We start from the raw sequence: 25,523 nt of genomic DNA on the forward strand, positions 1-25,523 counted from the left end.
TCCCGGACCGACGGCTGCGCGGCGGTCTGGTAAGGCCTGAAGTGGAAACGCTGTCATCCTGAGGAGCGCGGTGATGAAGGAGCCGGTTCAGGCGGCAAGAACCGGCTCCTTCCTCTCCGGGGAAGCTCCACGGTCGCTGCCGCTCAGGACGACATCAGGAACCAGGGAGAGAGATTCCCTTGGTATGCTCGTGAAATCCTATTGGATAAGGACTGACAGAACACAACCTGCACTAATATCCGACCCCCTGCGGATCCACAGCAGAGCTGCCGGGGCGGTCCCTGGGAGTGGACAGGACCACGGATGTCCTGGTGGCCTCCACGCCGGGGCATCCCTGCCTCCCGAGCTTCATGGCCATAAGGGGCGCCGACTGCTGTTCCCCCGCGGCAAGAAGCTGATCCAGCTCCCGCCTGTTTGGCGTTCCCCTGAACGTGAGCACACTCCCTTCTCCTTTGTTTCCCACGGGCTTTCCTCCTCGTAGAATAAAAGGATATAGGGTTGTTCCTAGAGTCTGTGGGCTCCAGCCGCCACGAAGGACAAGCCCGCCTTCGTCAGGGTCGCCGCAGTGTCGTTTACCGCCTTGTGCTTCAGCAGGTAGTTTCGGGTGAGGGCGTCCATCTCCCCCGACGACTCGATCTCCTTCTTCTCCCGGAAATAGTCGAGGATATCCGACGGATGGGCGAGGGTCTGCTCGTCCTCCGGGTTGCCTCCCTCATGTTTCGCCGAAATGTTGGGCACCGTCTTCACCAGCTCCACGAGGCCGTCTCTGCGGTTGTAAGGCTGGCGGACGATGCTCTTCCACGTTTCCGTGATGTGGTGCTCGATCCGTACCTGGTCATCCAGGCCGAGGGCTTTGCGGATCTCCGCGGACTTCGCCAGATGGGCGTCGTCAATGGAGTTGGAAAGATTGAAGCCCACAAGAGGGGTGCTTCCGTCCTCCCGGGCGAACATCCGGGCCGCCAGCAGGATCCAGAGTACGGCGTAGGGGTTGTCGTTCCCCATGAAGACGGATATCTTGAACCGGATGTTCACGCCCATGCGGTAGAGCAGGTAGCCCAGGAACACCGTTCCCGAGTTGATGTTGAGGACCTCGTCCACGCCGTAGTTCACGTAGTAGTAGAGCGCTTCCTCCACCCACCTGAGGGGGTGGCCGTTGGGCTGGCCGATGCCGCCGAAGTAGCCCGTGATGGTCTCGGGCCCGTTGAGGTGGATGTTCGACCCGTCCACGCCCTTTGTATCAAGGGTTTCCACGCAGGACGCCCCCAGGATTTTCACCGCGGCCCGCACCGCCGGAAGGTCGCCCCCGTCCGCTTCCTGCTCCTTCATTTTCCGCACCCGGATGAACCGTCCGGGAAGAACCTCACCCTTTTCGACGCTCTGGCGAACCTCGGCGACAAGCCAGGGAAAATACTGCAAGGCACTGATCTCCAGGGTTGCCGCCCGGGAATGGTCATAGTCCCAGGAAGGACGACCGGGATTGACCCTGGCGCGGTAGTCCGACAGGGAGATAAGTTTCCCCCCGTTGCAGACCTCCGTGAGCCATTCAAGGTCCTTCACGTAGGGCGAGTTCATCCGCTCCAGCTTTTTGACCAGGTTTTCCACCTTTCCCGCTTCCCGGGCTTTCTCGTTGATCTCGCTCACCGAACCGTACTTCGCCACAACCCGCCTGAGGTCTGAAATCGCCTCGTTTCCGGGGTCGGCAAGAAAAACATTAAGCTGCCGGACGGTATCTTCGTCGATCCGGATTCCGATATCCTGCATGGTAAATCCCTCCCTGTCGTTTTTCATCGTTTTTTCAGCCATAAAAAAAGCCGCGGCCCTTCGATGTTCCGAAGACCCCCGGCTGAAGCTCAAAGGCGTGCAAAAATCATGCGCCTGCGGCTCCAGGAGGGTCGCTGCGCATCATCATGGCAAAAAGAGCGTTGAACATTGCGGCGTTGAAGTGCGATGTCACGGGCGGATCCTCCTGCTGCGACGTAATGTTGTACATTTAAAATGGTAACTGAGCGCTCCTGTTCTGTCAACCGAAAATCCCACAATGGCAGTAGACATTCCAAGCCGAGATGTCAAGAGACAGAAAAAATCCTAAATCCGCATTCCCCGGTGACGCTCCCGCTGAGGTGCGGATTTAGACTAAACCTAAATCCGCAGGTTTTTCAGGCAGAGGGAGTGTCGCCGGGCATAAGGTGAATTCGCCCTCCCCAGGGGCGAAGAGATTATCCCCTGGGGGAGGGCGCCTGAGGCGAGAGAAACCGACACGGATGTCGGTTTCACAGGCAGGCAACCGGCGAACGCAGGGAGCCGCGGTGATCGCTTGGGCAGTTGTCACGAACGACAATCTGCACCCCCCGCCCAAGCGTTCCCCGGTGACGCTCCCGCTGAGGTGCGGATTTAGACTAAATATTATTTATTGAATGATCTGTCTCTTCACAGTATAATACTCGATGATAGTATTCGAAAATGTCTCAGGCGGTCGCTTTCGGGCTTGTACAGCGTTGCCCGCGGACAGGGGTGTCAGGTCCCTGTAAGAGTGGAGTTGCCATCAAAGGAGGGTGAAAAGAAATGAGCTTCCTTTCCGGTCGCACAACGGGAAGCAAAAAACAACCGCGCTTCACGAGAACTGTTCTCTTCCTTGTGTTGCCGGCCATGGCCGCCTTTCTCCTTTCTCCCGTCCCCGTCGAAGCCGTGGCCGATCCCGAATTCATCCAATGGAGGGCCTACCAGAATGCCGATTTTCTGAACTCCCTCTTTATGGGCGTTCTGGGGCGGGGGCCTTCACCGGATGAATTCAACTTTTACATCACACGGGACCTGAGCCGGAACATGGGACGGGGCGAAGCCTTCTGGTCCCTCCTGGGTTCCCAGGAATACGTCAACCGGTTCGGTTCGCCCCAGGGACCCTACCAGGTTCTCTGGAAGCACCGGCAGATAGACACCGACAGAGGCCTGCAGTGGTGCCGGTGCTATTTTTTTACCAAGGACCCGGCCCTGTCGGGCGGTACCCCGGCGGTCATGCAGTACCTTGGCGTCCGCACCCCCTGGGAGAGTTACAGTTTCTCCGTGGCCAGGGCGGTCACCCGGATGTACGCCCATTACGACCGGGAAGTGTGCCCCCATTACGACTGCGGATGGGGCGCCGGAGACTCAGCCATATTCGATCCCCCTGACAGAAACACCAACAACGGCGGAGGGGGAAGAAACTACGCCAGAGACCCTCACTTCGCTCAGTTTACGAGCGGAAACGCCTGGGGCACCGGCCAGTACTCCAATTCCGGGATCTGGTGGAACTCACGGAACGCCGATTGCCGAGTAACGGTCGTCAACCTGGGGGGAAACCGGCCGCCCAACTCGTCAGCTTCTACCGCCCTCTATATTGTCAACAACTCCAGAAAGTCCCCCCATGTCTTTGGAACCACCAGCCAGAGGATCACCGTCCGGAAGGGGGCACGATATACGATCAGCTTCTGGGCTACGGCACGGAACCTTGCATCCCGGGGAGCGGTCAACATCGCCGTGGACCCGCAGTGGAACATCCGCCCCGTCTCCATGGATGCCGGTTCGTATGGATGGACCTTCTTTTCCGGAACCTTTAACGCGCCTGATAATTTTGTCGACTTGAGGATCATATTCGAAGACCGGGGTGAGGTCTGGATCACCGAAATGACGCTGACGGACGCTTAGTCCAAAGAGAATATTTCCCGTTCCGGCGGGAGGTCAATCGAGCTCCCAGTCTTTGCGAGCCTCTTCGTAAGGAATGAAATTCCCGCGCCCGGCCGTCTCCAGGTACTGCGAAAGGAGGGGCCGGGCGTGCTCGTTTCCGATCCGGACCATCATGCCCGGCGGATGAACAGGGACACGAAGAGGAGGGAGCATCCCCGGAGGGGAGGGATCTGGTTTTGAGGCAATCCGGAACCAAAAACAGGTCCCTCGTCGCTTCGCTCGCTCGGGACGACAAGGCAAAGTTGTTATCCCGAGGCAGGTACCATCGCCGATCGCGTAGCATCCCCGGAGGGGAGTGATCTTGACCTTGCCTTTGCTTGTCATCCTGAGGAGCGTAGGGACGAAGGATCTCGGGTTAGAATCCGGTAAAACCAAAAGCGAGAATCAACACCGAGATCCTTCGGGCGGTGAAGCAGCCCTCAGGATGACAGCTTTGTTTGTTATCCTAAGCGCAGCGGTTTGTCATCCCGAGGCAGGCACCATCGCCGAGGGATCTCGACCTTGCCTTTGCTTGTCATCCCGAGCGAACGCGATCGCGCAGCATCCCCGGAGGGGAGAGATCTTGACCTTGCCTTTGCTTGTCATCCTGAGGAGCGCAGCGACGAAGGATCTCGGGTTAGAATCCGGCCCAAATCATAAGCGAGATCCCTCGGCCATGGAACCGCCTTCGGGATTCTTATCGAAAATCAAACCGGAGCGGGGTCAAGAAGGCTGCGGTTGTGCCGGAACTTCTCCTGGAATAATCCGAGGAAGGTGCATACCCACTTCAAAAAAAGTATTTTATTTGGTGGTTTTATCATATAATCAACACATCAAGGTTGTTCAAATATGTTTAAAAAAGAGGAAAAACATGGCATTTGGCCGCAAGGTGACGATTTTTCTTTCTGACGGTGCCCCCTCCGGCATACGGCACGTCGAGATAGCGAACTGGTCAGGACAGGCAATCGCCTGCCCTCGCAGCCGTTTGTACGAACTTGGGGATTGGGTGGAAGCGCAGCGTCCCGGCGTCTATTTTTTACTGGAGAAACAAACTGCCGAAATAGGCGACAGGGCCTATATCGGCGAATCGGAAAATGTAGTGAAACGCCTCAGCCAACAGGAGAAAATCAGGATTTCTGGAATGAGGGGTGGAAATGAGCATAAATGATGTTATGGTCCAATGGGCAGATGATTTTGTGGCTCAAAATGGTTGCGAGGAGATACTGTCCACAGCTTCGATCAAGGATGAAGTAATGAAAATGGGTGTTAATCGAAGCAGTATCATCCCCTCAGACCATTGTTACAACCGGGCAAACAAAGATGTAACATCGTTCGGAAGTAAGACGGCGTTATTCCTTTATCTTGATACGAATAAATATCAGTGCGTCGGCAGTCAATACGGATACAATGGCCGGATTTTCTGCAGGCCCAAAGGAGACAGTGAAGACCTTGACTGGGGTTATTTTGACAATAAAGCGCGCAAGAAAATCCCTAGGTCCGAAACGAATCAGCTGCATGAATGTCATGCCAATAGAAAGATTGTTAGTAATCAAACCCGAGCAAATAAAAAGACGCCTAACGCTTCCCATTCAAAAACTGTTGCCGAGAACAACCATGTTCCGAGTGTTCCTTTGAGTCCAACGAAACCGCTGGACTTTGGCTTCCTGGACACTATTGAGCGATACCTCTATGAAAATAAGATATTGTATGATTCACCGATAGTAAAATGGGTTGAGGAACGGCGAAATGGGCGCAGGTTTGCGCTTAACGACCATCTCCGAGGTTATGTATATGCCCAGCTAAGCAACAACAGAACATGGAGCTATCTGGAACCCCACCTGCCTGAAATAGACGAGATATTCTGCAATTATGAAGTAAAATCAATCATTAATAAGCTTGATTTTGTTGGCCATGATTATTTCATCAGCAGAGTAAAAGCCATAAAGTGCGGAAATCGTGGAATTAACCAGCAAATGCAAGCCCTTAGAGAAAACATTAACGTATTTTATAGACTGATAGACGAGTACGGAAGCCTTGATGAATTTGTCACATCACAACCTGTTATTGAAATAATAGGCATGTTGTCCGATCCTGGAAGCCCTTATAAACTGCGTTCTCTGGGAATACCACTGGCTGCAGAGTATCTGAGAAACGTTGGCATCGACTACCCCAAGCCTGATGTACATATGTGCCGGCTTTTCGGCGGAAAACATTTGGGAATTTCCTCCAGAGATGAAGCATCATATTCGGAAGTTTTCCAAGCAATAGCTGAAATATCGCAGAAGACGGGATACTCTCAAGCAAGAATAGACAACATCCTATGGAGCTACTGCGCTAAAGGTTATGGGGAGGTATGCTCGTCTGAGCCGAAATGCAAGGAATGTGTAATACAAGATTACTGCAGGAAAGGCGAAAAATAAAAGAATCTGTCCGAAAGGCTTTGAACTTGGACGCTCATTTTAAAATCAATAGCACCAGAGTCTGTTGCATACTCACTTCTCTTTCAAGAAGCGAAAAAGGTACAATTGAATCGCTGTCAATCACTGCAAGACTGCCGGAAGTGATTTGTTGAGGAAAACAGTAATAGACTGATCTGGTAATGCGGATAGAGCTGTTTGAATTGGCGTAATTTATCTTTTCTCTGACTTTGTAGCCGAAATTCCGGAGAACTCTAAAGGTTGGGGTTAACGTGAACAACGAAGCTACTGCTCTTGTGGAGAACATTCAAAGGCAGATCTATGCTATTCGCGGCCTCCACGTCATGCTTGACGCGGACCTAGCCGAGTTGTATGGAGTGCAAACAAAAGTCTTGAATCAAGCGGTCAAGCGGAACAGCGACAGATTCCCTCCCGAATTTATGTTTCAGCTTTCCGAAGCCGAACTCGAAATCTTGAGGTCACAAAATGTGACCTCAAGATGGGGCGGTCGCAGATACACGCCGTATGCCTTTACAGAACAGGGAGTTGCAATGCTTTCAGCAGTACTGCGAAGTGATACCGCAGTCGCGGTGAGCATCCATATTATGAACGCTTTTGTCGCCATGCGGCGATTTGTCCAGTCGAATACCCGGCTTTTTCAGCGGCTGGATTTGTTGGAATTGAAGCAACTTGAGACCGATCAAAAAATCGCCAAAGTGCTTTCGGTTATCGAGAATAATGCTATTTCCCCCAAACAGGGCATTTTCTTCGAAGGACAAGTCTTCGACGCTTGGAGATTTGTTTCCGAGTTGATACGATCTGCGAAGAAGTCTCTTGTGCTCATAGATAATTATATTGACGATTCAGTGTTGTCGCTTTTCTGCAAAAGGGAAAAGTCCGTTGCCGTTACGATATTAACGAAAAATATCACTGCCCGGCTTGAAGTGGATGTGGAAAAATTCAACGCGCAGTATCCCCCGTTGATTCTGGAGCAATTCAACGCATCCCATGATCGGTTTTTGATAATTGATGAGACGGATTTATATCACTTCGGAGCCTCCCTGAAAGACCTTGGGAAAAAATGGTTTGCTTTTTCCAAGATGGATATGGGAGCGGTGGAGATGTTAAAGAGAGTGGACGCTATAGTAAGTCGGACAAGTGATTCCGTATCAAGGATGCAGGCCTGATTTGCTGTTACGATGAAACCCTCGGCAGCCGGGCGGGAAAGTGCCTTTCGAGGGTGGAGTGAGACGGTGCCCAGTTTTGTTTGACTGTTGCTTGACTGGAGGGTGGCTTTTCTGCGCAGTTGCTGTCAACATACGGTACTTCCGTCGCTTGGGGCCGTTGAGTTGCCTGACCGTTGCTTGACTGTCCGAAAAGCGTTCTCCGCAGCACGCAAAGACGAAGGGGTGTGGCAATGACTGAATCCGAGGCCAGGACGCGAAAAGAACGCATCGATGCGCGGCTTCGATCATCCGTCCTCGGCTGGACTCTCATCCGCAGCGACGAAGTCCGCGACTGTTCATCGCTGACCCGTCACGCCGTGGAAGAATACCCCACCGAGACCGGCCCCGCCGACTACGCCCTGTTTGTGGACGGAAAACTGCTCGGCATCATAGAAGCCAAAAAAGTCTCCCTCGGTGCCGAAAACGTGCTGGAACAGGCCAAGCGATACGCCCGCGGCGTACCGGACACGGTGGGCGAATGGAGGGGGTACAGGGTTCCCTTCCTCTATTCCACCAACGGAGAGTCCATCTTCCATCTCGACGTGCGCAGAAAAGAAAACACGTCCAGGCTGCTGGCCGATTTCCACTCCCCCCGGGCCCTGCTCGAAAAATACCGTAAAGACACGGAAAGCGCCGAACGATGGTTCGCTCAAAGGCCCGTCGCCGAAATAACCCGCCTGCGCCCGTACCAGATTGCCGCCGTCGAAGCCATCGAAAAAGCCCTGTGCGCCGGCAAAAAGAGCATGCTGATCGCCATGGCTACAGGAACCGGAAAGACCTTCACCCTCGTTTCTTCCATCTACCGCCTGCTGAAATCCGGCTACGCCCGGCGGATTCTCTTCCTGGTGGACCGGCGCGCCCTCGCCGCCCAGACCGTTTCCGCCCTCTCCGCCTTTCAAACGCCGGAGGGACTCAAACTGGACAGGGATTACGAGGTCTACAGCCAGAGATTCCGGCGCGAAGAGCTGGAAGACGGCAACAGCTTCGACCCCAAAGTGCTGCCCGAAGAGTACCTGACCAACCCCAGGGAAGCCCACACCTTCATCTACGTCTCCACCATCCAGCGCATGGCGATCAACCTGCTGGGCAAAGACGCCGACGGCGGCTTCGAGTACGACACCGACGCCGGCAAGCTCGACATCCCCATCAACGCCTTCGACGTGATCATCGCCGACGAGTGCCACCGGGGATACTCCGCAAAAGAAACCGGTTGCTGGAAATATGTCCTGGACTACTTCGACGCCGTGAAAATCGGCCTTACCGCCACACCGGCGGCCCATACCCTCGGCCTGTTCAAGGACAAGGTCTATTCCTACAGCACCGAACAGGCCGTCCTCGACGGCTACCTTGTGGACTACGACGCCGTAAAGATCACGTCCGACATCCATATCAATGGCGCATTCCTCAAGGAAGGGGAGATGGTCGGCGAAATCGACGTGGAAACGGGCTCGGAGCAGCTCGACTCGCTGGAGGACGAACGGGAGTTCAGCGCCGCGGAAATAGAGCAGAAGATCACCGCTCCCGACAGCACCAGGAAAATTCTTACCGCCATCAAAAAATACACCGACCAGCACGAGGCAGAGCACAAGCGGTTCCCCAAAATGCTGATCTTCGCCGTCAACGACCTTCCCCATGTCTCCCACGCCGACGAAGTGGTGCGCACCTGCAAGGAAGTCTTCGGCAAGGGCGACGACTTCGTGATGAAGATCACCGGAAGCCCCACCGTCGACCGCCCCCTGCAGAAAATCCGCCAGTTCCGCAACCGCCCCGAGCCCAAAATAGTCGTCACCGTGGACATGCTGACCACCGGCGTGGATATCCCCGCCATAGAAATGATCGTTTTCATGCGGATGGTGAAGTCCCGCATCCTCTGGGTGCAGATGCTCGGGCGCGGAACCCGGCTGTGCAAAGAGATCAACAAGGAGAAATTCACCATCTTCGACTGCTTCGACGGAAGCCTCATCGAATACTTCCGGAATGCCACCGATTTCGACGTCACCCTCCAGAAAGAGACGGTCTCCCTTGCCGAAATCATCGAACGAATCTACGACAACCGCGACCGGGAGTATAATGTCAACCGTCTGATCAAACGCCTGCGGCGCGTCCAGAACACCATGGGCGCCGAAGCCCGGGAAGCCTTCGCCCGCTACATACCCGACGGCGACATGAAAGCCTACGCCGACGGGCTGAAAGAGAATCTCCGGAACGACTTTCCCGGGACGATGGAGCTTCTTCGGAATAAAGAGTTCCAGGACCTGCTCGAAAACTACCCCCGCCCGAAAAAGGTCTTCTTCAAGGGGTACGACATCGTGGATACGGTGGACGACGAAGTGATGTTCCGGGTGGGCGACGACTACCAGAAGCCCCGGGACTACCTTCGGCTCTTCGAAGAGTTCGTCCGAAAGAACCCCGAGCAGATCGAAGCCATCGAAGTACTGCTCTCCCGTCCTTCGGACTGGAATGCCGACGTGCTGGACGACCTGCGCGACAAGCTCAGAAAAAGCCATTTCTCGGAAAAAGACCTGCAGCGGGGGCACGAGCTCGTCTACAAAAAGCCCCTTGCCGACATCATCTCCATGGTCAAGCACGCTTCGGACTACGACGTGCCCATCCTCACCGCCCGGGAACGGGTTGAAAAAACGGTGGCGCGGCTAGCCGAAAAACATGCCTTCACCGAAGAGCAGAAAAACTGGCTCGCCTACATTCGGGAGCACCTCATCGAAAACCTCGCCATATCGCCGGAGGATTTCGAAACCATGCCGGTCTTCGAGCGCCACGGCGGCCTCACCAGGGCGAAGCGGATCTTCGGGGATGCCTTCGACGCGATACTGAAGGAAATCAACGAATCGCTTGCCGCCTAATACACTATAGAAAAGGGAATGAGCCATGTCCGACGTCGTAAATAAACTCTGGGGTTTCTGCCACACCCTTCGCCATGACGGAATCGACTACGGCGACTACATCGAGCAGCTTACCTACCTGATGTTCCTCAAGATGGCCCATGAAAAGGACATCGACCTCTCCGGCATCCGGTACGAAGAAGACAGGAACACCGTCACCCTCGACTGTTCATGGAGCACCTTCGTCAAAAAATCCGGGACCGAACTGCTGGACGCCTTCGCCCGAATACTGCGGGCCCTCGGCCGCCAGCCCGGCCTCCTGGGCGACATCTTCACCCAGGCCGTCCCGAGATTCACCAATCCGGTCAACCTGAAAAAGATCATCAACATGATCGACGAAGAGGACTGGTCCTCCATGGAGGTGGACGTCAAGGGCGCCGCCTTCGAAGGGCTGCTGGAAAAATCCGCCGCCGAGGGAAAGAAGGGTGCGGGGCAGTACTTTACCCCCTGGGTACTCATACAGACCATCGTCAACGTCATGCGCCCCGACCCTAGGGCATCCCGGGAGTTCACCATCTGCGACCCCGCCTGCGGAACGGCCGGCTTCCTGATGGTGGCCTACGAATGGCTCGTGAACGTCACCAAAGGAGCCCTGGACAGAAAAGACGTCCAGCGCATCAAAAAGGAAACCTACTACGGCCAGGAACTCGTCCCCCGGCCCCGGAGACTGGCCCTCATGAACCTGTTCCTCCACGGGCTGGAGCCGTGCATCTACCTGGGCGACAGCATCTACGAACCCGACCGGGGCGAACGGTACGACTGCATCCTCACCAATCCCCCCTTCGGAACCAAAGGGGCCAACCAGGCCCCGGTGCGGGACGACTTCACCGTCAGCACCAGCAACAAGCAGCTCAATTTCATCCAGCACGTGGTCACCATACTCAAAAGGGGCGGACGGGCCGCCATGGTGCTGCCCGACAACGTCCTCTTCGCCGACGCCGCGGGCGACGTCATCAAGTACCTGATGGAAGACTGCGATGTCCACACCCTCCTGCGCCTCCCCAACGGCACCTTCACCCCCTACAGCCAGGGAGTAAAGGCCAACGTGATCTTCTTCCGGAAGGGCATGAAAACCGAACACACCTGGATCTACGACTGCCGGACCAACATCCCCGGCGTCACCAAAAAAGACCGGCCCCTCGTCCCCGCCATGTTCGAGGATTTCGAGCGATGCTACGGCGACGACCCCGACGGACAGAGCGAACGGACAGACGGCGGCGAAGAGGGACGCTTTCGGAAGTTCTCGTATTCCCAGATCAAAGAGAGGAACTTCAACCTCGACATCTCCTGGCTGAAAGACGAAAACCTCGAAGACCCCGACTCCCTCCCCGAACCGCAGCTTCTGGTCGCCGACGCCATCACCGAACTGGGCGCCTGCGTCGATGAACTGCAATCGATCCTGGACGAAATAGAAGCGGAGAACGGGGAATGAGCGGGATACTTCCGAAGGGGTGGGTGGAGACCACATTTCCGACTGTTGCTCTCTTGAATCCAAAATCGTCGCTGGATGATGATACGGAAGTTGCTTTTGTTCCCATGCCGCATGTTCCGACGAATTTTTCGGATACACTGCGTTTTGAGAAAAAACTATGGCGGGATGTGAAAAGGGGATTCACCCATTTTAGGAACGACGATGTTATTTTCGCGAAAATAACACCCTGCTTTGAAAACGGGAAGGCGGCGATAGTTGCAGGCTTGCCGAATGCTCATGGTGCGGGAAGCACGGAATTTTACGTGCTTCGTCCGGTCATTGTTCCTTCCGCCTTGCTGTTTTACTGGGTAAAAACAGCAGCGTTTCTAAAAACCGCAGAGGCGCACATGACACCTGGATTCCCGGGTTATTATACCTAGGTTGGCGGCTCGACCCCGAAGCAGGCGTACAGCTCTCTCTGCTTCCCCGTTATCTCGCCGAAATAAGGGTTCTTTCCGGGGGATTCGAATTTTTCGATCACATTCAGCTCGTCCAGAAGCTCACACAGAGTATGCTTCTTGTAGAGCGACTTCTCCCGCATCGTCTTGTCGATCTGCGACAGATACGTCAACGCGATGAACTGAACGAAGAGCTTGCCCTCCAGGTTCTCCTCCGAAGAGACCGACGTCCGCCGAAGGTTCAACCGCTCCTTCAGATTCCCGAACGCCTTCTCTATCAAATCCTTGCCTCGATAGATCCGCAGCGCCTCGCGGCTCTCCTTCACATCGTTTGAGACAAGCGCGAAGCAGCCGAAGTTCTTCTGCGCCTTCTCGATCGCCTCCTGCTTCGGAGTCAGGCGAATTCCTCGAACGGGCGTCTCTCCGACATCGTAGTACGTCGCATAGAGCTTCTCGTGAGCCGAAACGCGCTTGCCGGAGCGAAGCTCTCTCTCCAGACCGTCCAGCATGGCGTTGAATTCGCATCTGTCCTCCACGTTCCTTCGTTCGTCCCGGAAGAGGTGAAGATATATCCGCTTCTCCCCGGTTTTCTTTTCTCCGCTGCGCTTCATCGTCTCGGTGTAACTCCAAGTCGTGCTCCGGCACAGACCGTAGACTTCGTGCTCCGAATCGTAGCAGGCGCGCTGCGTCAGCTTCGTCCGCTCCTCGTCAAGCATCTCCTTCACCCAGTTGAGCGAACTCCTGATCGCCATCAGGAACTTGCTGTGATTGCGATAGAGTTCGTTAACGTTCTTCTCGCTGTAGAACCCCTTGTCCATGACCAGCTTCACCTTCTTCGACCGCAGGAAGTCGATTTCGCTCAACAGAGTGCGAACCGTCGTTACATCGGCGATGTTCCCCGGCAGCTTCCTGTAGTAGATCGGCAGACGCGATTCCTCGCCGTACAGAAGCAGCAGGTTGATCTGCGGAAGCGGATCGCGATCCTTGTTGTGGCCGTACTTCACCTGCTTGATCAGCTTCGAGTACGACGAGACCGACGTGGTGTCGTAGACCAGAAACTCCTTCTCCATCCGCCGATTCGCCTGCATGCGAAAAAAGCGCTGCTTCGAATCCTCGTCGATCGAAGCGAAGATTTCGCTGCTCCTCTGCGAGGGGATGTCGGAGCCGAAAGGATGACTGTGCGTCTTCGCCCATTTCGGGAAACGACTCAGAGGATTGCTGTCCTCCAGAATCAGGTAGTAGGCGAGGGAGAGTATCTGCTTATGCGTATCCGGAAAGCATTCCTTCAGATCCCCGGCCACTCCGGTCCGCTCTCCGATGGCGTCGAAGAGGTGCGTCGCACCGTGGAAGAGGCGCGAGAACGATCCCGGTGGAGAGGAGACTTCATTTTTCTTCTCCGCTTCCTCAAGAGCCATTCTGAGCTTGTACTTTTCATTGGGCACGAAAACTCCGTCGACCATTTTTCCTATATAGTCGCGATCACTGGTAGAATACTTCTTCTCCTTGTCCCACCTTGGGAAGTAATCGTAAACACGTTCGACACCGTTGATCAACTGCGTTCTTCTCGGCATTCATTCCACCTCCGACATAGGTATATTATATACCTATGTCGAGAAGTTTGCAAACAAAATTTCTCAGTTACACCAAGGCTTCAAGTCGATTCCTAGGTATATAATTCCGGGAATCCAGGATGACAGGCACCGTCGGGCAAAAACGAGTCCCGAAAACTTTTGTAGAATCCCATCCTTTCCCTCTTCCACCCCTCAACGAACAAAAACGCATCGTTGCCAAGCTGGACGCCATCATGCCCCGCATTGACTCCGTGAAAGAGCGCCTTGAGAAGATACCGGCCATTCTCAAACGCTTCCGCCAGTCGGTCCTCACCGCCGCAGTCACCGGTAAACTCACCGAAAAATGGCGGGAAGAGCATCCGGATGTGGAGAGAGCGGATTTTGCACTGTCCATTGTCTCTAAAAAAGTTGCAGACTCCTATCTAAACGTATTTGAAGAAACTCAGACATATCCCTTACCTGATACTTGGTTGTACGTTCCGCTAGAAAATCTGGGAGAAGTCAGAGGCGGTGGCACTCCATCTAAATCTCAAGCGGATTTTTGGAGTGGTGCAATACCATGGATAAGCCCCAAAGATATGAAGGTTTGTAAAATTAAAAACGGGAAAGATTTTATTTCTGAAACCGCACTTCATGAGTCCTCAGTAAAAATGATTCCAGAGGGAAGCATTCTTTTTGTGGTGCGCGGCATGATATTGGCTCATTCTTTCCCAGTGGCATTAACGATGAATGATGTAACGATCAATCAAGATATGAAAGGGTTGACGCCGAATAAGAATGCGAATTGTGAGTATCTTCTATGTGTTTTCAAATACATGCAAACAAAAGTGCTGTCTTATGTTAAAGAGGCAACGCACGGTACCTTGCGTCTTGAAATACCAGTGATTCAGACGTTCGCTATCCCTCTCCCGCCCCGCGACGAGCAAAAAGAAATCGTCCGGCAGGTGGACAAGCTCTTCGCCCTTGCCGACAAAGTGGAGGAGCACTACCAGAAAGCCCGGGCCCAGGTGGACGCTCTTGCTCAGTCCGTCCTCGCCAAAGCCTTCCGTGGAGAACTGGTTCCCCAGGATCTCGACGACGAACCGGCGGAAAAACTGCTGCAGCGCATTCGGGAAGAAAAAGCAAAAATGGAAAATGAACTGAAAAACGCCTCCCGGAGCGCGCGGGGAAAAGGAAAAAAAGGCGCAAAGACCCAGCGCAACAGGCCCGAAGAAAAGTAGGCGAGAGAACCATGAAAAAAATAAAGGATATTCCCCAGTCCGAACGCCCCAGAGAAAAACTCCTCGAACAGGGAGCGCACTGCCTTTCCGACCAGGAACTGCTCGCCGTCATCCTGGGCAGGGGCACTCAAAAGGACGACGTGCTGGCCCTGTCGAAGAAAATCATCAAGATCATCGACGAAAAGGGTTTGCTCTTCTCCCCTCAAGACATCACTGCCGTTGACGGTATCGGTAGCGCGAAAGCTGCTTCAATCGCGGCGGCCTTCGAATTTGTCCGGCGAAGAATCAAGCCAGAAGGCCTGAAGATCAAATTTCCTGCGGACGTGCTTCCCCTGATCCAACACTATGCCGACAGAAAACAGGAACACTTTCTCAGCATCTCCATCAACGGCGCGAACGAGGTAATGAACGTCCGGGTCGTCAGCATCGGCCTGGTCAACAAAAGCCATGTCCACCCTCGGGAAGTCTTCGCCGACGTGATAGCCGAAAGAGCCTCCGCAGTCATCGTCGCCCACAACCACCCCCACGGAGAACTCAAACCAAGCCCCGAAGACCGCCACATCACACAACAGCTCAAAGAAGCCGCAAAAATCCTTGGCCTCAGCTTCCTGGATCACATCATCTTCAACACCAAAGGCTACTACTCCTTCGCCGAAGAGTTAAACTCATATCTGGTGTATGGACATTGAAAAAGAAGTGGCGTATCCTGCCGATTGGGCCAGCAAGCTCACAATCGACATTGGAGGGATACGCCATGAAAAAGTGTACTGCATCCTGCTCTTCCGGTCCAGAGGCTACGGTCAAAGAAACAACGGTCCCGGATTCTCTAACCGAACTTCTGCGGAAGGGAGCCGGAGACCTCATAGCAAAAGCTGTGGAGGCGGAACTGGAGGCGTTGCTTGCTGAGTGCTCCTCTCTCCGTCTGGAAGACGGGAGAGCGGCGGTTGTCCGCAACGGGTATCTTCCCGGACGGACTGTCCAGACAGGCATCGGAGACGTGGAAGTGAGGGTGCCCAAGGTCCGGGACCGGAGCGGCTCCGGCATTGTGTTCAACAGTGCGCTGCTGCCCCCGTATCTGAAGCGGGCGAAGAATGTGGAAGAATTTCTGCCCTGGCTCTACCTGAAGGGAGTATCCACAGGAGGGTACGGAGAGGCCCTCGAAAGCCTTCTGGGAGAAAATGCGAAAGGACTGTCGGCCAATACCATTGCCCGCCTCAAAGAGAAATGGACGGAAGAACACCGTGAATGGAACCGCCGGGATCTCTCGGACAAGAAGTACGTTTACTGGTGGGCGGACGGAGTGTACAGCAAGGTAAGGATGGACGACAAGCTCTGCCTCCTGGTCATCATCGGGACCACGGAGAAGGGAGTGAAAGAACTGGTGGCGGTGGAAGACGGCTACCGGGAATCCGAGGCGAGCCGGCATGAGGTTCTTGCGGGACTTCGATCCAGGGGGCTGAAAGCGGGACCGAAGCTTGCAGTGGGCGACGGGTCGCTGGGCTTCTGGAACGCCCTGCGGAAAGAATATCCCGAATGCGTACATCAGCGGTGCTGGGTCCACAAGACGGCGAACGTGCTGAACAAGGTGCCGAAATCGCTCCAGGGGAAGATGAAGGCGGACCTTCATGAGATCTGGATGGCCGAGACACAGGAAGGAGCGGGAAAAGCCTTCGACAGGGCGGTGGCAAAATACGGGGACAAATACCCCAAGGCCGTTGACTGCCTGAAGAAAGACCGGGAGGAACTCCTGGCTTTCTACAACTTCCCCGCGGCGCACTGGGTGCACATACGGACGAGCAACCCTGTGGAATCGGCCTTTTCCACCATACGGCTGCGGACGGCGAAGACCCGGAACTGCGGGTCGAGGGCGACGACGCCGGCAATGGTCTTCAAGCCGGCGCAATCGGCGGAGAAGAGGTGGAGAAAACTCAAAGGCTATGAACTTCTTGGAGAAGTCATCACGGGAGTGATTTTCAAGGACGGAATACGTGTATCGGACCAATCAGACAGGAACGCCGCCTGATGACCCATACACCAGATTTGACAATAACTCGTTTTATTGGAGCGAATCAGGGAAAATCGAGAAGAGCGCTACGTAAATGAATGCGATGAAGCAAGAAGGAAAGGGGAAAGAAATCCGAGACACTTTTTACCTGTAAAAAAAAGTGGATTCTCTGAAGTATCATGTTCTTGGGTTGATGTTGAAATACAGCAGATATGTAATGTTGAGACCGGTGCAACGCCTTTAAAAAGTAATGTGTCTTATTATGATAATGGAAAAGTGCCGTGGATAAAAAGCGGTGATATTCAAAATGGCGATATTTGGGAATGCAAGGGTCGAATTTCTGAAAAAGCATTAAAAGAAACTAATGTAAAGTATTATCCAGTTGATACATTGTTGATTGCTATGTATGGTGAGGGAAAAACACGAGGCCAGATTGGCAGGCTAAAATTCCCAGCGACATCCAATCAAGCCTGCGCTGCTTTAGTAAATCCGAGTTTGGACGAAGCAACCAGAATGTATATCTTCCTCTACGGATTAAGTCAGTATGAGCGGCTAAGGATGCAATCGGCGGGGGGAAATCAGCCTAATCTCAGTCTGGAAAAAATTAAAGAATGGGTACTCCCTCTCCCGCCCCTCGAAGAGCAAAAAGAAATCGTCCGGCAGGTGGACAAACTCTTCTCCCTTGCCGACAAAGTGGAGGAGCACTACCAGAAAGCCCGGGCCCGGGTGGACGCTCTTGCTCAGTCTGTCCTCGCCAAAGCCTTCCGTGGAGAACTGGTTCCCCAGGATCCCGACGACGAACCGGCGGAAAAACTGCTGCAGCGCATTCGGGAAGAAAAAGCAAAAATGGAAAATGAACTGAAAAACGCCTCCCGGAGCGCGCGGGGAAAAGGAAAAAAAGGCGCAAAGACCCAGCGCAACAGGCCCGAAGAAAAGTAGGCGAGAGAACCATGAAAAAAATAAAGGATATTCCCCAGTCCGAACGCCCCAGAGAAAAACTCCTCGAACAGGGAGCGCACTGCCTTTCCGACCAGGAACTGCTCGCCGTCATCCTGGGCAGGGGCACTCAAAAGGACGACGTGCTGGCCCTGTCGAAGAAAATCATCAAGATCATCGACGAAAAGGGTTTGCTCTTCTCCCCTCAAGACATCACTGCCGTTGACGGTATCGGTAGCGCGAAAGCTGCTTCAATCGCGGCGGCCTTCGAATTTGTCCGGCGAAGAATCAAGCCAGAAGGCCTGAAGATCAAATTTCCTGCGGACGTGCTTCCCCTGATCCAACACTATGCCGACAGAAAACAGGAACACTTTCTCAGCATCTCCATCAACGGCGCGAACGAGGTAATGAACGTCCGGGTCGTCAGCATCGGCCTGGTCAACAAAAGCCATGTCCACCCTCGGGAAGTCTTCGCCGACGTGATAGCCGAAAGAGCCTCCGCAGTCATCGTCGCCCACAACCACCCCCACGGAGAACTCAAACCCAGCCCCGAAGACCGCCACATCACACACCAGCTCAAAGAAGCCGCAAAAATCCTGGGCATCAGCTTCCTGGATCACATCATCTTCAACACAAAAGGCTACTACTCCTTCGCCGAAAGCGACGAACTATAAAAGAAAACTCGCTGCCGGACAGGGCCAAGGGTTGAACAAAAAATCGTTGCTCTATTCGTAAAAAAAACTTGCACAAAAAGATGTATTGTAGTAAAAAATACGATAGTAATGCCTTTTAAGTTTTTTAATAATGGTCTTTTGTCTTTAATACGTTCATCCGCCGCGAGAGGAGCGTCCCATGAAGACTACCTCCACTCTGACTGACGGAGGAATCTTCTCTTCTTCACCGCGATAAAGCGCATCGTCAATCATACACCTCGTAAACTTCACACTTGCGTTTCCGGCGGGCGGTCTCTTCGTCTTCTTTCCGGGAGACCGAAACACCTTCCGGCTCGTAGTCGAACGGAAGCGGGGAGAGTCGAATCCATATCGGGAGGAGCTTCGGGAAATGGAGCATCTGCATCAGCTTTCTCAATCCGATCTTGAGGTAGCTCAAACCACGTTTCCCGTGGGTGTCGACGTTCGCGCGCTCTCCCGCGCGCTCCGTCTCGATTCCGAGTTCCGCCATCAGAACGGCGGCCGTCGCGATCACGCACAGCAGCCGCTCGATCCTCTTCTCGTCGCGTATCCGGCTCTTCGAAAGACCGAAACACCCGCTCTTCTCGTCGAGAAACTCCTCCTCGATGCAGAAACGTTTCGAGTAGTCGCGGAAGATGTCCGTGAAGTGACCTCCGAAGGAGACGATGTACCACGGTTCTTCGCCTGCGGGCATCGGCAGCAGCGCGCCGAACGTCACGCCGCCGATTCCGGCGTAGGAGGCGTTCCTCCAGAATCGGGGGAGTCCGCGCTTCAGACAGAGTTTTCCCGGTACGATCACCTCCCCCTTCCTCGTCCGTACGGGGGCGTCGCTCTTCGCTCTTATTCTGCACCACCAGCCGAGCTGTTTCAGAAGCTCGAAGAGAGAAGCGTTCTGGAATCCCCTGTCCGCGAGAAAGATCGGCTGCGTCCCGGACGGAATCATGGCCGCGACCTCCTCCAGGAGCCCCCGATACGCGGAGAAGGGAACCGAGGCGCTTTTGCTCTTCCGCACGGACCAGACCAGCGGAACCGCCCTGTCGAGAAAGATCAGGGAGACGCGAACCATGCAGAAGGCGTTGAAAAGGATGGACGTGTCCAGAGCGATGTGGACGTGTTTTCCCGCTTTCGATATCAGGCGCTCCGTAAGAGGGTGAAGAAGGAACCCGGGATCGATCCTCGGATTGCGGAGCCATTCGCGGAAACGTCGCGCCCTGCTGTATGCGCGCGCGGCTCTGCCGAACTCGAAGGAGCCCCATTCGTCGAGACTGGTCTTTTTCGACAGGCAGAGAGCTGCCACCATCGCGCCGAGCGTTTCTATGAGCCTTCGGTCGAGAAACGGAGCGAGGTGTTGATAAAGGAGGCGGATGATTGTAGTATGTAGAGGCGGCCTGTTGATGATCGATTCCCCCGTTCTGTATAGTTTCGGCGAACGTATTGAACACGGGAAACGATGAATTGTCTACAGGCCGTTCTTTTTTCAAGGTGCTTTATTGTTCCGCACTGCCGCCGGGACGAAACGGAGGACATTCAATCCATACAATCCATACTTTATCATGGTGAATCGGAAAAGATTCCTCCGTCAGTCAGACCTCCACTATTCCAAACAAATACCTTGGCTATACTGCTCATAATAACAGTTCGAAATATTGCATGCGCGTGGAATCCTTGCTTTTAGTAGCTGTAACGCGGAGGTGTTTTATGTTAAAGCGAGGTAATTAAATGCATATTTGTAAAATCTGTGGACAAAGTGCGGTTTATGCAGATAAGGGCTCTTTTGATGCATATTCTGTAAATTGTCCCTTGTGTGGTTATTATTATATTACACGAACTGCATTTGTTAACTTGGAAAGCGCAGGGTTATCGCTTCGGCAGAAAGCGAATATTTCGGGGTGGCTACGTGAAAACCCACAGTTTGAAATATCCAGCTCTAACATAGAATTCCTTTCACGACTGAACACGCCCTCATTTCACGAACGTGCGGACAAGCTTCTGTTGTTTCTTGAAAAAGAAACCGAGTTTGCTGGCGAATATTTAGAGAGAGCTAGCGATTGGATAAGCCATTGTTGGTGTATTAACCAGGAAGAACTAATCGAAATCTTATCATTTCTAACTGAGGTAAAACGAATCAGGCAAAATGAGTCTTTGGCGAGTTCGACTTTGAAGATCGAAGCAAATGGTTGGGAGCATCTCGAAAAGATTAAAAAAATAAATGCACAAAGTCCCCAGTGTTTCGTAGCAATGTGGTTTTCTGATGATTTAGAAAAAATTTATGATGAAGTAATTTCAGCAGGCATAATAGAGGCAGGATACACGCCACATAGAGTTGACCGACGAGAATACAATGGAAAGATTGACGATGAAATAATAGCACAAATAAAACAAAGTAAATTTTTACTTGCTGATTTCACGGGAAATAGGGGTGGCGTTTATTACGAAGCTGGCTTTGCTAAAGGCTTGAATATAGAAGTGATTTGGTCTTGTAGAGCTGATCATTTAGAAGATCTCCATTTTGACATCCGCCAATACAATTGCATCGTTTGGTCAGAAAATAATCTGGAAGAATTTAAAAAAAGAATAAAAAACAGGATTGGCGCAACGATAGGTTTTCGTTGAAAAATGCTATTGCATTTCATTAAAATGCTAGATAGATATAAGAAACCTTCGAAGGAGAAAGAGTCGTAAATCGTGAATTAAATTCGTGTTCTGCTTGATTCTTGTTTAGGGAGGCAGGTGAATAATTGGTATGGGCGGTTTAGTTGATATGTACGAAAGCGATAATGAAAGACGTGAAGATTCCCTAAGATTTAACCGCTACGAGCGGGACGATCACTTGGATGGGGGAGAGGTTAAGAGTGTTCCACGTCCAGTTAGATTTTTTTCCTGTACAAAATGCTCGAAAGCGTTCTACACAGCTGAAGAGCTTGCCGTGCATTATCTACAAGAACATTATAGCCTTGAAAATCCTTTATCGGCACCGAGTCTTTTCGTTAAAGGGCATCCCTTGCCCGTTAAAGCCACAATCCGTTCGCGACTTTCAGAACGGGATATAACCGTGTTTCATTGTGACAAGTATGAAGTAGATAAAAATGGATCCGGATGGCAAATCCTATCAGAAGAGAAATTTAAAAAGCTGATAGTAACGGAAACGGATTCAACAATGATGATTCGTCTGACTCGTTTTAGAAGAGTTGATGATTCATCGTCTTTTTCGGAATACCATCTTTATTTCCGGATTCCTGATAATGCGGTCCTGGATGATGTCGATAGAGCTTTTTTAAAACACCTTGTCAAGAAAAATTTAACACACTTCGACCTTAGCAATTTCAGCTCTGCCCTACCTGATGAAAATTCTGCAAGGGAATACGGAGACGCACTGGGGAACTTCGCCCTTGCCCTATTGATAAAGGAGTCCACGAATGACGTCCTGGGGAAAAACATAAACTTTGAAGAGTACACAGTGAAATTTCATTCAGCTTTCGATGTACTGAAGCATTTTGTCCGGCCAGTTGCGTTTGCTGTAACTTCTGTTATTCGTTTCAACCTGAATGACTTTTTGGATAATCAGCCTGATTCAATGCCTGTTTTGTACAAAGCTAATAGTTTTTTTCAAAGCTTAATTCTGAATAGGAATGCAATAAGATCGAGCAAGGCACTCCCAGAAGTGCGTAAGGGTGAGGGTGTCACACCTATTTGTCCGGTTGACCAGGTTTCGGATTTGATTATAAAAGCATCGGAGAGCCTGCAAAATAATCAAGCCTCATTCATTGACCGGAAAGATTTCTTGGCATTGTCTCATGAAACCCCAATTAGCGAATATGATCGGGTAAAGATCGATGTTCTTTTTGCTGAAAGTTGCCTTCGTTCCAAGCGGCTTAAAATTGCAGAGCCAATTTTAAGGCAATTGCAGTTTCATCCTCTATTTGGGGATTGGGCCAGAAAAAAGGTAGAGAAGGGATTTTTCTTATGGAAAAGGTAATTAAAAACGCTAAAAAAGTAGCGAAAACCAAAAAGGTGAAGAATGTTCTTCTTGAGACAGATTTTAATAAAGCGTGGACAGAATTCTTCCAGTCAAAAAAAATACCAGCGGAGAGATTTTTTAAGAATATTTCAGCTGGCACTAAAAAAGATTTACTGGACGTTCCAATAGATGTTTCTTTTAAAGAAGAGCTGGTAACTGTTTACTTTTCCCGTTCGAACAACATCGACAGGCTGTTGGATCTTCTACAGAATGTCCATAGGTCCGGAAAACAATTCCAAGGGTTCCTTACCGATCTTTGCGAATCGGTACTGAGAGGAGATGCATCCATCTCTTTCCCCGCCAGAATGGACCCCGGAATATTCCAAGAATTCCTTTTTTCCTGGATCGGATCCTTGGGAAAAAGAAAAATTAAAATAGCAGACTTCAAAAAATTGTTATTGTTTCTGCATTTTGGCAGTTTAAAGGCGTTAATTGACCACACAACCGCACGAGAAGCTATCAATACAGTATTAACAAAGGGCAGGAAAAAATCCGGTATTTCTGGTGAAAAACTATCAGAACTGGAACTTATGCTGTGTTGTCCCCCCCAGCAAGAGTTTTATTCCTGTTTGCTGGCTTATTCTGAATCGCTGTTTTTCTCTGTAGAAAATTTTAGGACAGAAATAAAGAATCAAAAGTCTCCTAACACTGAAAAGCCAAAGGACAATAATTTAAATGAACTGGTTGAGTGCCTACAGAGGGAGAATAAAGAAAAGACGGAAGAATTGGTTCAAATAAAAGAAGCATACCAATTCCAACTCGAGGAATTAAAGGGGAAAATTCGAGGAATGATGCAGGATGAAATCGCTCGCTGGTTGGACATGGCCTTTGCCGCATCAAATGCCGAACCTCCAAGAATAAACGTTGTGAGGGAACGAATAGAAGATACTTTAAAACTAATAGAGAAGGGGAAAGCATGGCTGCAACCTTTGGGATAGATTTCGGAACTACAAATAGCCTGATCACAGTCATTTCAACTGGTATCATGGCCACGAAAAAGAGACCCTATGTTTTAACGCATGAAGGGAAACCTCATCCATCCGTTGTTTGGTATGGGGGGACGGTCCCCGTGGCTGGAAAAGAGGCAAAGGATCATTTGAGTCAGTTGGGCCTTGGGGTATTCGGAAACTTTGTCAGATCCCCGAAAATATTTCTTGGTTCCCCGTATGGCATATCAGTGGGCGGAATAAAAAAAGAAGCTTCAGATGTTGTCGCCGATCTTCTTGGCTTTCTTAGAAAAGAGGCAACATCCAGTTCGTTTAAGGGGAATTCTTTTGAATCTGCCGTGATAACAATTCCTGTAACCATGAGAGGTCCTGCTCGTGCAGAGTTGAGATTTGCTGCACAGAAAGCTGGAATTAGGATCCATCAATTTGTCCATGAGCCCCTGGCAGCCCTCTATGGCTATCTGAGACGGGATACAAACTTCGGTCAGACAATAGCGGAACTTGAACGGCGGCTTGTTCTTGTTTTCGACTGGGGAGGGGGAACATTGGACCTGACTTTGTGTCAGGTTCAAAATGGTTTGCTGATGCAAATCGCAAACCTTGGAGATACCGAGGTAGGAGGGGATGCTTTTGACCTCAGGCTACGGAACCTGATCAGGAGAAAGCATGAAGAAAATTTTCCCAACTCAGACTGGAGTTTGGTACAACCAAATGCAGATGCGCGCCTCTTGCAAGCTTGTGAGGATCTGAAAATAGGATTATCAGAACATTCGAAGCGGTCTCTCTTCATTTCCGATTACCTTGCGACTCCAGGACCTGAAAAAGATATTTACGCGGAGATTTCCAGGGCGGAATTTGAAGAATTGGTCGCTGACCTAATTATCAAAGGGATAGAGAATATCCGGAGTCTTTTGGAAATAGCAGGCATAAACCGGGAAGCAATAGAATTTTGCCTTGCGACTGGTGGAATGGTTGCGATGCCGGCAATTAAGGGCAGTCTGAGGGAGATTTTCGGAATGAATCGTTTGAAGATGCCGGAAAGTGCTGCCACATTGATTTCCGAGGGGGCTGCATGGATTGCTCATGACGAGGCAAGACTGCAAACTGCAAAAGCCATTGAAGTTCTCAATGCAGGAAATACCTTCGTAGAAATTATCCCCGCCGGTGTGAATTTGCCCCTTGCAGAAGAGTCCATAGAAAAAAGTGTTGATATGTATTGTGTTGATCCAACCGATGGATACGCCAAATTCTTGTTTGCACGTCCGAAATGGCCGGGTAAGGAAGCCCATGGAGATGAGCGGATACCCTACACCCTTATGTCGTTGAATGTTGACTCTCAGAGTCAGCCTTTTTTTGAAAGATTACATGTGAAAGTGAGAATTGATGAGAACCTTATCGCAGAAATCCGTACTCTTTCTTTGATGAGAGGAGAAAAAAAGGAAGCTAAGATCCATGATTTGGAGTTTGGTTTGAAATTGAAGGGGAGCGATTAGCATTAATAACAACTTCATGCAAAGCTTGAAGGAGGGGATTAATGCTCTGAAAAATGACCTCCTATCTTTGATTGGCCGGCAGGCCACCATCCGATATGAATGTGATGATGGGGTAGAAGCATTAGAAGCAACTCCCGGACCAGAATCTTCCAATGTGAAAGAAGTAACCGAACTATCTGATAATCGAGATACGGCCTTCGTAGAAGTTCTTCGGACTGTCTCTTTCCATTCTTTTATCGAAGGTCAAGAAACACCCCTTATTCCCAGAGGAACGGTAACTGTCCGAAGCAATGTAACCATATCAGATGGTGATTGGCATCTCATTCCCGGTGATGTCCTAAAACGGTATTTTTTTAGGGTAGAGGGGAAAATAACAGAACAACAGAAAGAAGAAATGATGTATTATAGTGCCCCCCAATGTCAAGACACAAAATCTCAGATGATCCGAATATCTCCTTTCATTAGGCTGCATGGATCTTTTGTTGCCGGGCAAAAGCATCGGGAGTAAGTCCCCCCAGCGATGCATGGGG

The 25,523-nt window shown here is 51.6% G+C and carries 20 protein-coding genes; 16 read left to right on the forward strand and 4 right to left on the reverse strand.

Annotated elements, in window-relative coordinates; all coding sequences use genetic code 11:
- Positions 1 to 232: 232 nt before the first annotated feature.
- Both JMJ95_RS00885 and JMJ95_RS00890 read right to left on the reverse strand, forming a co-directional pair.
- Positions 233 to 463, reverse strand: a complete 231-nt coding sequence (locus tag JMJ95_RS00885) for a hypothetical protein (RefSeq protein ID WP_290681271.1) — start codon at positions 461 to 463, stop codon at positions 233 to 235.
- 41 nt (positions 464 to 504) lie between these two features.
- A complete protein-coding gene (locus JMJ95_RS00890; RefSeq protein ID WP_290681273.1) occupies positions 505 to 1,761 on the reverse strand; it encodes a hypothetical protein in 1,257 nt (418 codons plus the stop codon).
- A gap of 801 nt (positions 1,762 to 2,562) precedes the next feature.
- Between JMJ95_RS00890 and JMJ95_RS00895 the strand changes: the two genes are divergently transcribed.
- From JMJ95_RS00895 to JMJ95_RS00925, 7 genes are all read left to right on the forward strand, one after another.
- Positions 2,563 to 3,681 carry a DUF642 domain-containing protein gene (locus JMJ95_RS00895; protein ID WP_290681276.1) on the forward strand — a complete coding sequence of 373 codons (1,119 nt, stop codon included), beginning with the start codon at positions 2,563 to 2,565 and terminating at the stop codon, positions 3,679 to 3,681.
- Between the two features lie 601 nt (positions 3,682 to 4,282).
- Positions 4,283 to 4,867, forward strand: a complete 585-nt coding sequence (locus JMJ95_RS00900) for a hypothetical protein (protein WP_290681279.1) — start codon at positions 4,283 to 4,285, stop codon at positions 4,865 to 4,867.
- The gene (locus tag JMJ95_RS00905) at positions 4,854 to 6,119 is read left to right on the forward strand and encodes a hypothetical protein (RefSeq protein ID WP_290681282.1); all 1,266 of its coding nucleotides are present in this window, start codon (positions 4,854 to 4,856) and stop codon (positions 6,117 to 6,119) included. The genes JMJ95_RS00900 and JMJ95_RS00905 overlap by 14 nt, the downstream gene beginning before the upstream one ends.
- A 269-nt stretch (positions 6,120 to 6,388) precedes the next feature.
- Complete coding sequence (locus JMJ95_RS00910) at positions 6,389 to 7,303, forward strand: ORF6N domain-containing protein (protein WP_290681285.1); 915 nt, start codon at positions 6,389 to 6,391, stop codon at positions 7,301 to 7,303.
- A 230-nt stretch (positions 7,304 to 7,533) separates the two neighbouring features.
- On the forward strand, positions 7,534 to 10,203 hold the full coding sequence (locus JMJ95_RS00915) for a type I restriction-modification enzyme R subunit C-terminal domain-containing protein (RefSeq protein ID WP_290681287.1): 2,670 nt from the start codon (positions 7,534 to 7,536) through the stop codon (positions 10,201 to 10,203).
- A gap of 25 nt (positions 10,204 to 10,228) precedes the next feature.
- Entirely contained in the window at positions 10,229 to 11,674 is a 1,446-nt protein-coding gene (locus JMJ95_RS00920; RefSeq protein WP_290681290.1) for a class I SAM-dependent DNA methyltransferase, read from the forward strand.
- Positions 11,671 to 12,093 (forward strand): hypothetical protein, encoded by a 423-nt coding sequence (locus tag JMJ95_RS00925; RefSeq protein ID WP_290681293.1) that lies wholly within the window; start codon positions 11,671 to 11,673, stop codon positions 12,091 to 12,093. The genes JMJ95_RS00920 and JMJ95_RS00925 overlap by 4 nt, the downstream gene beginning before the upstream one ends.
- On the opposite strand, the gene JMJ95_RS00930 is transcribed toward JMJ95_RS00925, so the two are convergent.
- Positions 12,090 to 13,682 carry an IS1634 family transposase gene (locus JMJ95_RS00930; protein ID WP_290681295.1) on the reverse strand — a complete coding sequence of 531 codons (1,593 nt, stop codon included), beginning with the start codon at positions 13,680 to 13,682 and terminating at the stop codon, positions 12,090 to 12,092. The two genes, JMJ95_RS00925 and JMJ95_RS00930, sit on opposite strands and share 4 nt — an antisense overlap.
- 119 nt (positions 13,683 to 13,801) lie before the next feature.
- Here JMJ95_RS00930 and JMJ95_RS00935 point away from each other — a divergent pair, with 119 nt between their 5' ends.
- The 5 genes from JMJ95_RS00935 (at position 13,802) to radC (JMJ95_RS00955) (ending at position 18,517) form a co-directional block, all read left to right on the forward strand.
- On the forward strand, positions 13,802 to 14,902 hold the full coding sequence (locus JMJ95_RS00935) for a restriction endonuclease subunit S (RefSeq protein WP_290681297.1): 1,101 nt from the start codon (positions 13,802 to 13,804) through the stop codon (positions 14,900 to 14,902).
- A gap of 11 nt (positions 14,903 to 14,913) precedes the next feature.
- On the forward strand, positions 14,914 to 15,591 hold the full coding sequence (gene radC, locus JMJ95_RS00940; RefSeq protein WP_290681299.1) for a DNA repair protein RadC: 678 nt from the start codon (positions 14,914 to 14,916) through the stop codon (positions 15,589 to 15,591).
- A 65-nt stretch (positions 15,592 to 15,656) separates the two neighbouring features.
- Positions 15,657 to 16,925, forward strand: coding sequence for an IS256 family transposase (locus JMJ95_RS00945; protein WP_290681301.1), 1,269 nt, complete (start codon positions 15,657 to 15,659; stop codon positions 16,923 to 16,925).
- Between the two features lie 36 nt (positions 16,926 to 16,961).
- On the forward strand, positions 16,962 to 17,846 hold the full coding sequence (locus tag JMJ95_RS00950; RefSeq protein WP_290681302.1) for a restriction endonuclease subunit S: 885 nt from the start codon (positions 16,962 to 16,964) through the stop codon (positions 17,844 to 17,846).
- A gap of 11 nt (positions 17,847 to 17,857) precedes the next feature.
- Entirely contained in the window at positions 17,858 to 18,517 is a 660-nt protein-coding gene (gene radC / locus JMJ95_RS00955) for a DNA repair protein RadC (RefSeq protein WP_290681304.1), read from the forward strand.
- 244 nt (positions 18,518 to 18,761) lie between these two features.
- Here the strand turns inward: radC (JMJ95_RS00955) and JMJ95_RS00960 are convergent, their stop codons facing one another.
- Positions 18,762 to 19,835: a transposase gene (locus JMJ95_RS00960; RefSeq protein ID WP_290681306.1), complete on the reverse strand. Its 1,074-nt coding sequence runs from the start codon at positions 19,833 to 19,835 to the stop codon at positions 18,762 to 18,764.
- A 419-nt stretch (positions 19,836 to 20,254) separates the two neighbouring features.
- Here JMJ95_RS00960 and JMJ95_RS00965 point away from each other — a divergent pair, with 419 nt between their 5' ends.
- The 4 genes from JMJ95_RS00965 to JMJ95_RS00980 all read left to right on the forward strand — a co-directional run bounded on the left by JMJ95_RS00965 (position 20,255) and on the right by JMJ95_RS00980 (position 24,993).
- Entirely contained in the window at positions 20,255 to 21,148 is an 894-nt protein-coding gene (locus JMJ95_RS00965) for a hypothetical protein (protein ID WP_290681308.1), read from the forward strand.
- 130 nt (positions 21,149 to 21,278) lie between these two features.
- Complete coding sequence (locus JMJ95_RS00970; protein ID WP_290681309.1) at positions 21,279 to 22,511, forward strand: hypothetical protein; 1,233 nt, start codon at positions 21,279 to 21,281, stop codon at positions 22,509 to 22,511.
- Entirely contained in the window at positions 22,499 to 23,491 is a 993-nt protein-coding gene (locus JMJ95_RS00975) for a hypothetical protein (RefSeq protein WP_290681311.1), read from the forward strand. The genes JMJ95_RS00970 and JMJ95_RS00975 overlap by 13 nt, the downstream gene beginning before the upstream one ends.
- Complete coding sequence (locus tag JMJ95_RS00980; RefSeq protein WP_290681313.1) at positions 23,470 to 24,993, forward strand: Hsp70 family protein; 1,524 nt, start codon at positions 23,470 to 23,472, stop codon at positions 24,991 to 24,993. The genes JMJ95_RS00975 and JMJ95_RS00980 overlap by 22 nt, the downstream gene beginning before the upstream one ends.
- Positions 24,994 to 25,523: the final 530 nt, after the last annotated feature.

This window comes from Aminivibrio sp. (assembly GCF_016756745.1).
GTDB lineage: Bacteria > Synergistota > Synergistia > Synergistales > Aminobacteriaceae > Aminivibrio.

Bases quoted from the DNA above. Each gene is read 5' to 3' on its own strand.
- JMJ95_RS00890 (WP_290681273.1), bottom strand. From the start codon at position 1,761: ATGCAGGATATCGGAATCCGGATCGACGAAGATACCGTCCGGCAGCTT.
- JMJ95_RS00895 (WP_290681276.1), top strand. From the start codon at position 2,563: ATGAGCTTCCTTTCCGGTCGCACAACGGGAAGCAAAAAACAACCGCGC.
- JMJ95_RS00905 (WP_290681282.1), top strand. From the start codon at position 4,854: ATGAGCATAAATGATGTTATGGTCCAATGGGCAGATGATTTTGTGGCT.
- JMJ95_RS00915 (WP_290681287.1), top strand. From the start codon at position 7,534: ATGACTGAATCCGAGGCCAGGACGCGAAAAGAACGCATCGATGCGCGG.
- JMJ95_RS00920 (WP_290681290.1), top strand. From the start codon at position 10,229: ATGTCCGACGTCGTAAATAAACTCTGGGGTTTCTGCCACACCCTTCGC.
- JMJ95_RS00925 (WP_290681293.1), top strand. From the start codon at position 11,671: ATGAGCGGGATACTTCCGAAGGGGTGGGTGGAGACCACATTTCCGACT.
- JMJ95_RS00930 (WP_290681295.1), bottom strand. From the start codon at position 13,682: ATGCCGAGAAGAACGCAGTTGATCAACGGTGTCGAACGTGTTTACGAT.
- JMJ95_RS00935 (WP_290681297.1), top strand. From the start codon at position 13,802: ATGACAGGCACCGTCGGGCAAAAACGAGTCCCGAAAACTTTTGTAGAA.
- radC (WP_290681299.1), top strand. From the start codon at position 14,914: ATGAAAAAAATAAAGGATATTCCCCAGTCCGAACGCCCCAGAGAAAAA.
- JMJ95_RS00945 (WP_290681301.1), top strand. From the start codon at position 15,657: ATGAAAAAGTGTACTGCATCCTGCTCTTCCGGTCCAGAGGCTACGGTC.
- radC (WP_290681304.1), top strand. From the start codon at position 17,858: ATGAAAAAAATAAAGGATATTCCCCAGTCCGAACGCCCCAGAGAAAAA.
- JMJ95_RS00960 (WP_290681306.1), bottom strand. From the start codon at position 19,835: ATGGTGGCAGCTCTCTGCCTGTCGAAAAAGACCAGTCTCGACGAATGG.
- JMJ95_RS00965 (WP_290681308.1), top strand. From the start codon at position 20,255: ATGCATATTTGTAAAATCTGTGGACAAAGTGCGGTTTATGCAGATAAG.
- JMJ95_RS00970 (WP_290681309.1), top strand. From the start codon at position 21,279: ATGGGCGGTTTAGTTGATATGTACGAAAGCGATAATGAAAGACGTGAA.
- JMJ95_RS00975 (WP_290681311.1), top strand. From the start codon at position 22,499: ATGGAAAAGGTAATTAAAAACGCTAAAAAAGTAGCGAAAACCAAAAAG.
- JMJ95_RS00980 (WP_290681313.1), top strand. From the start codon at position 23,470: ATGGCTGCAACCTTTGGGATAGATTTCGGAACTACAAATAGCCTGATC.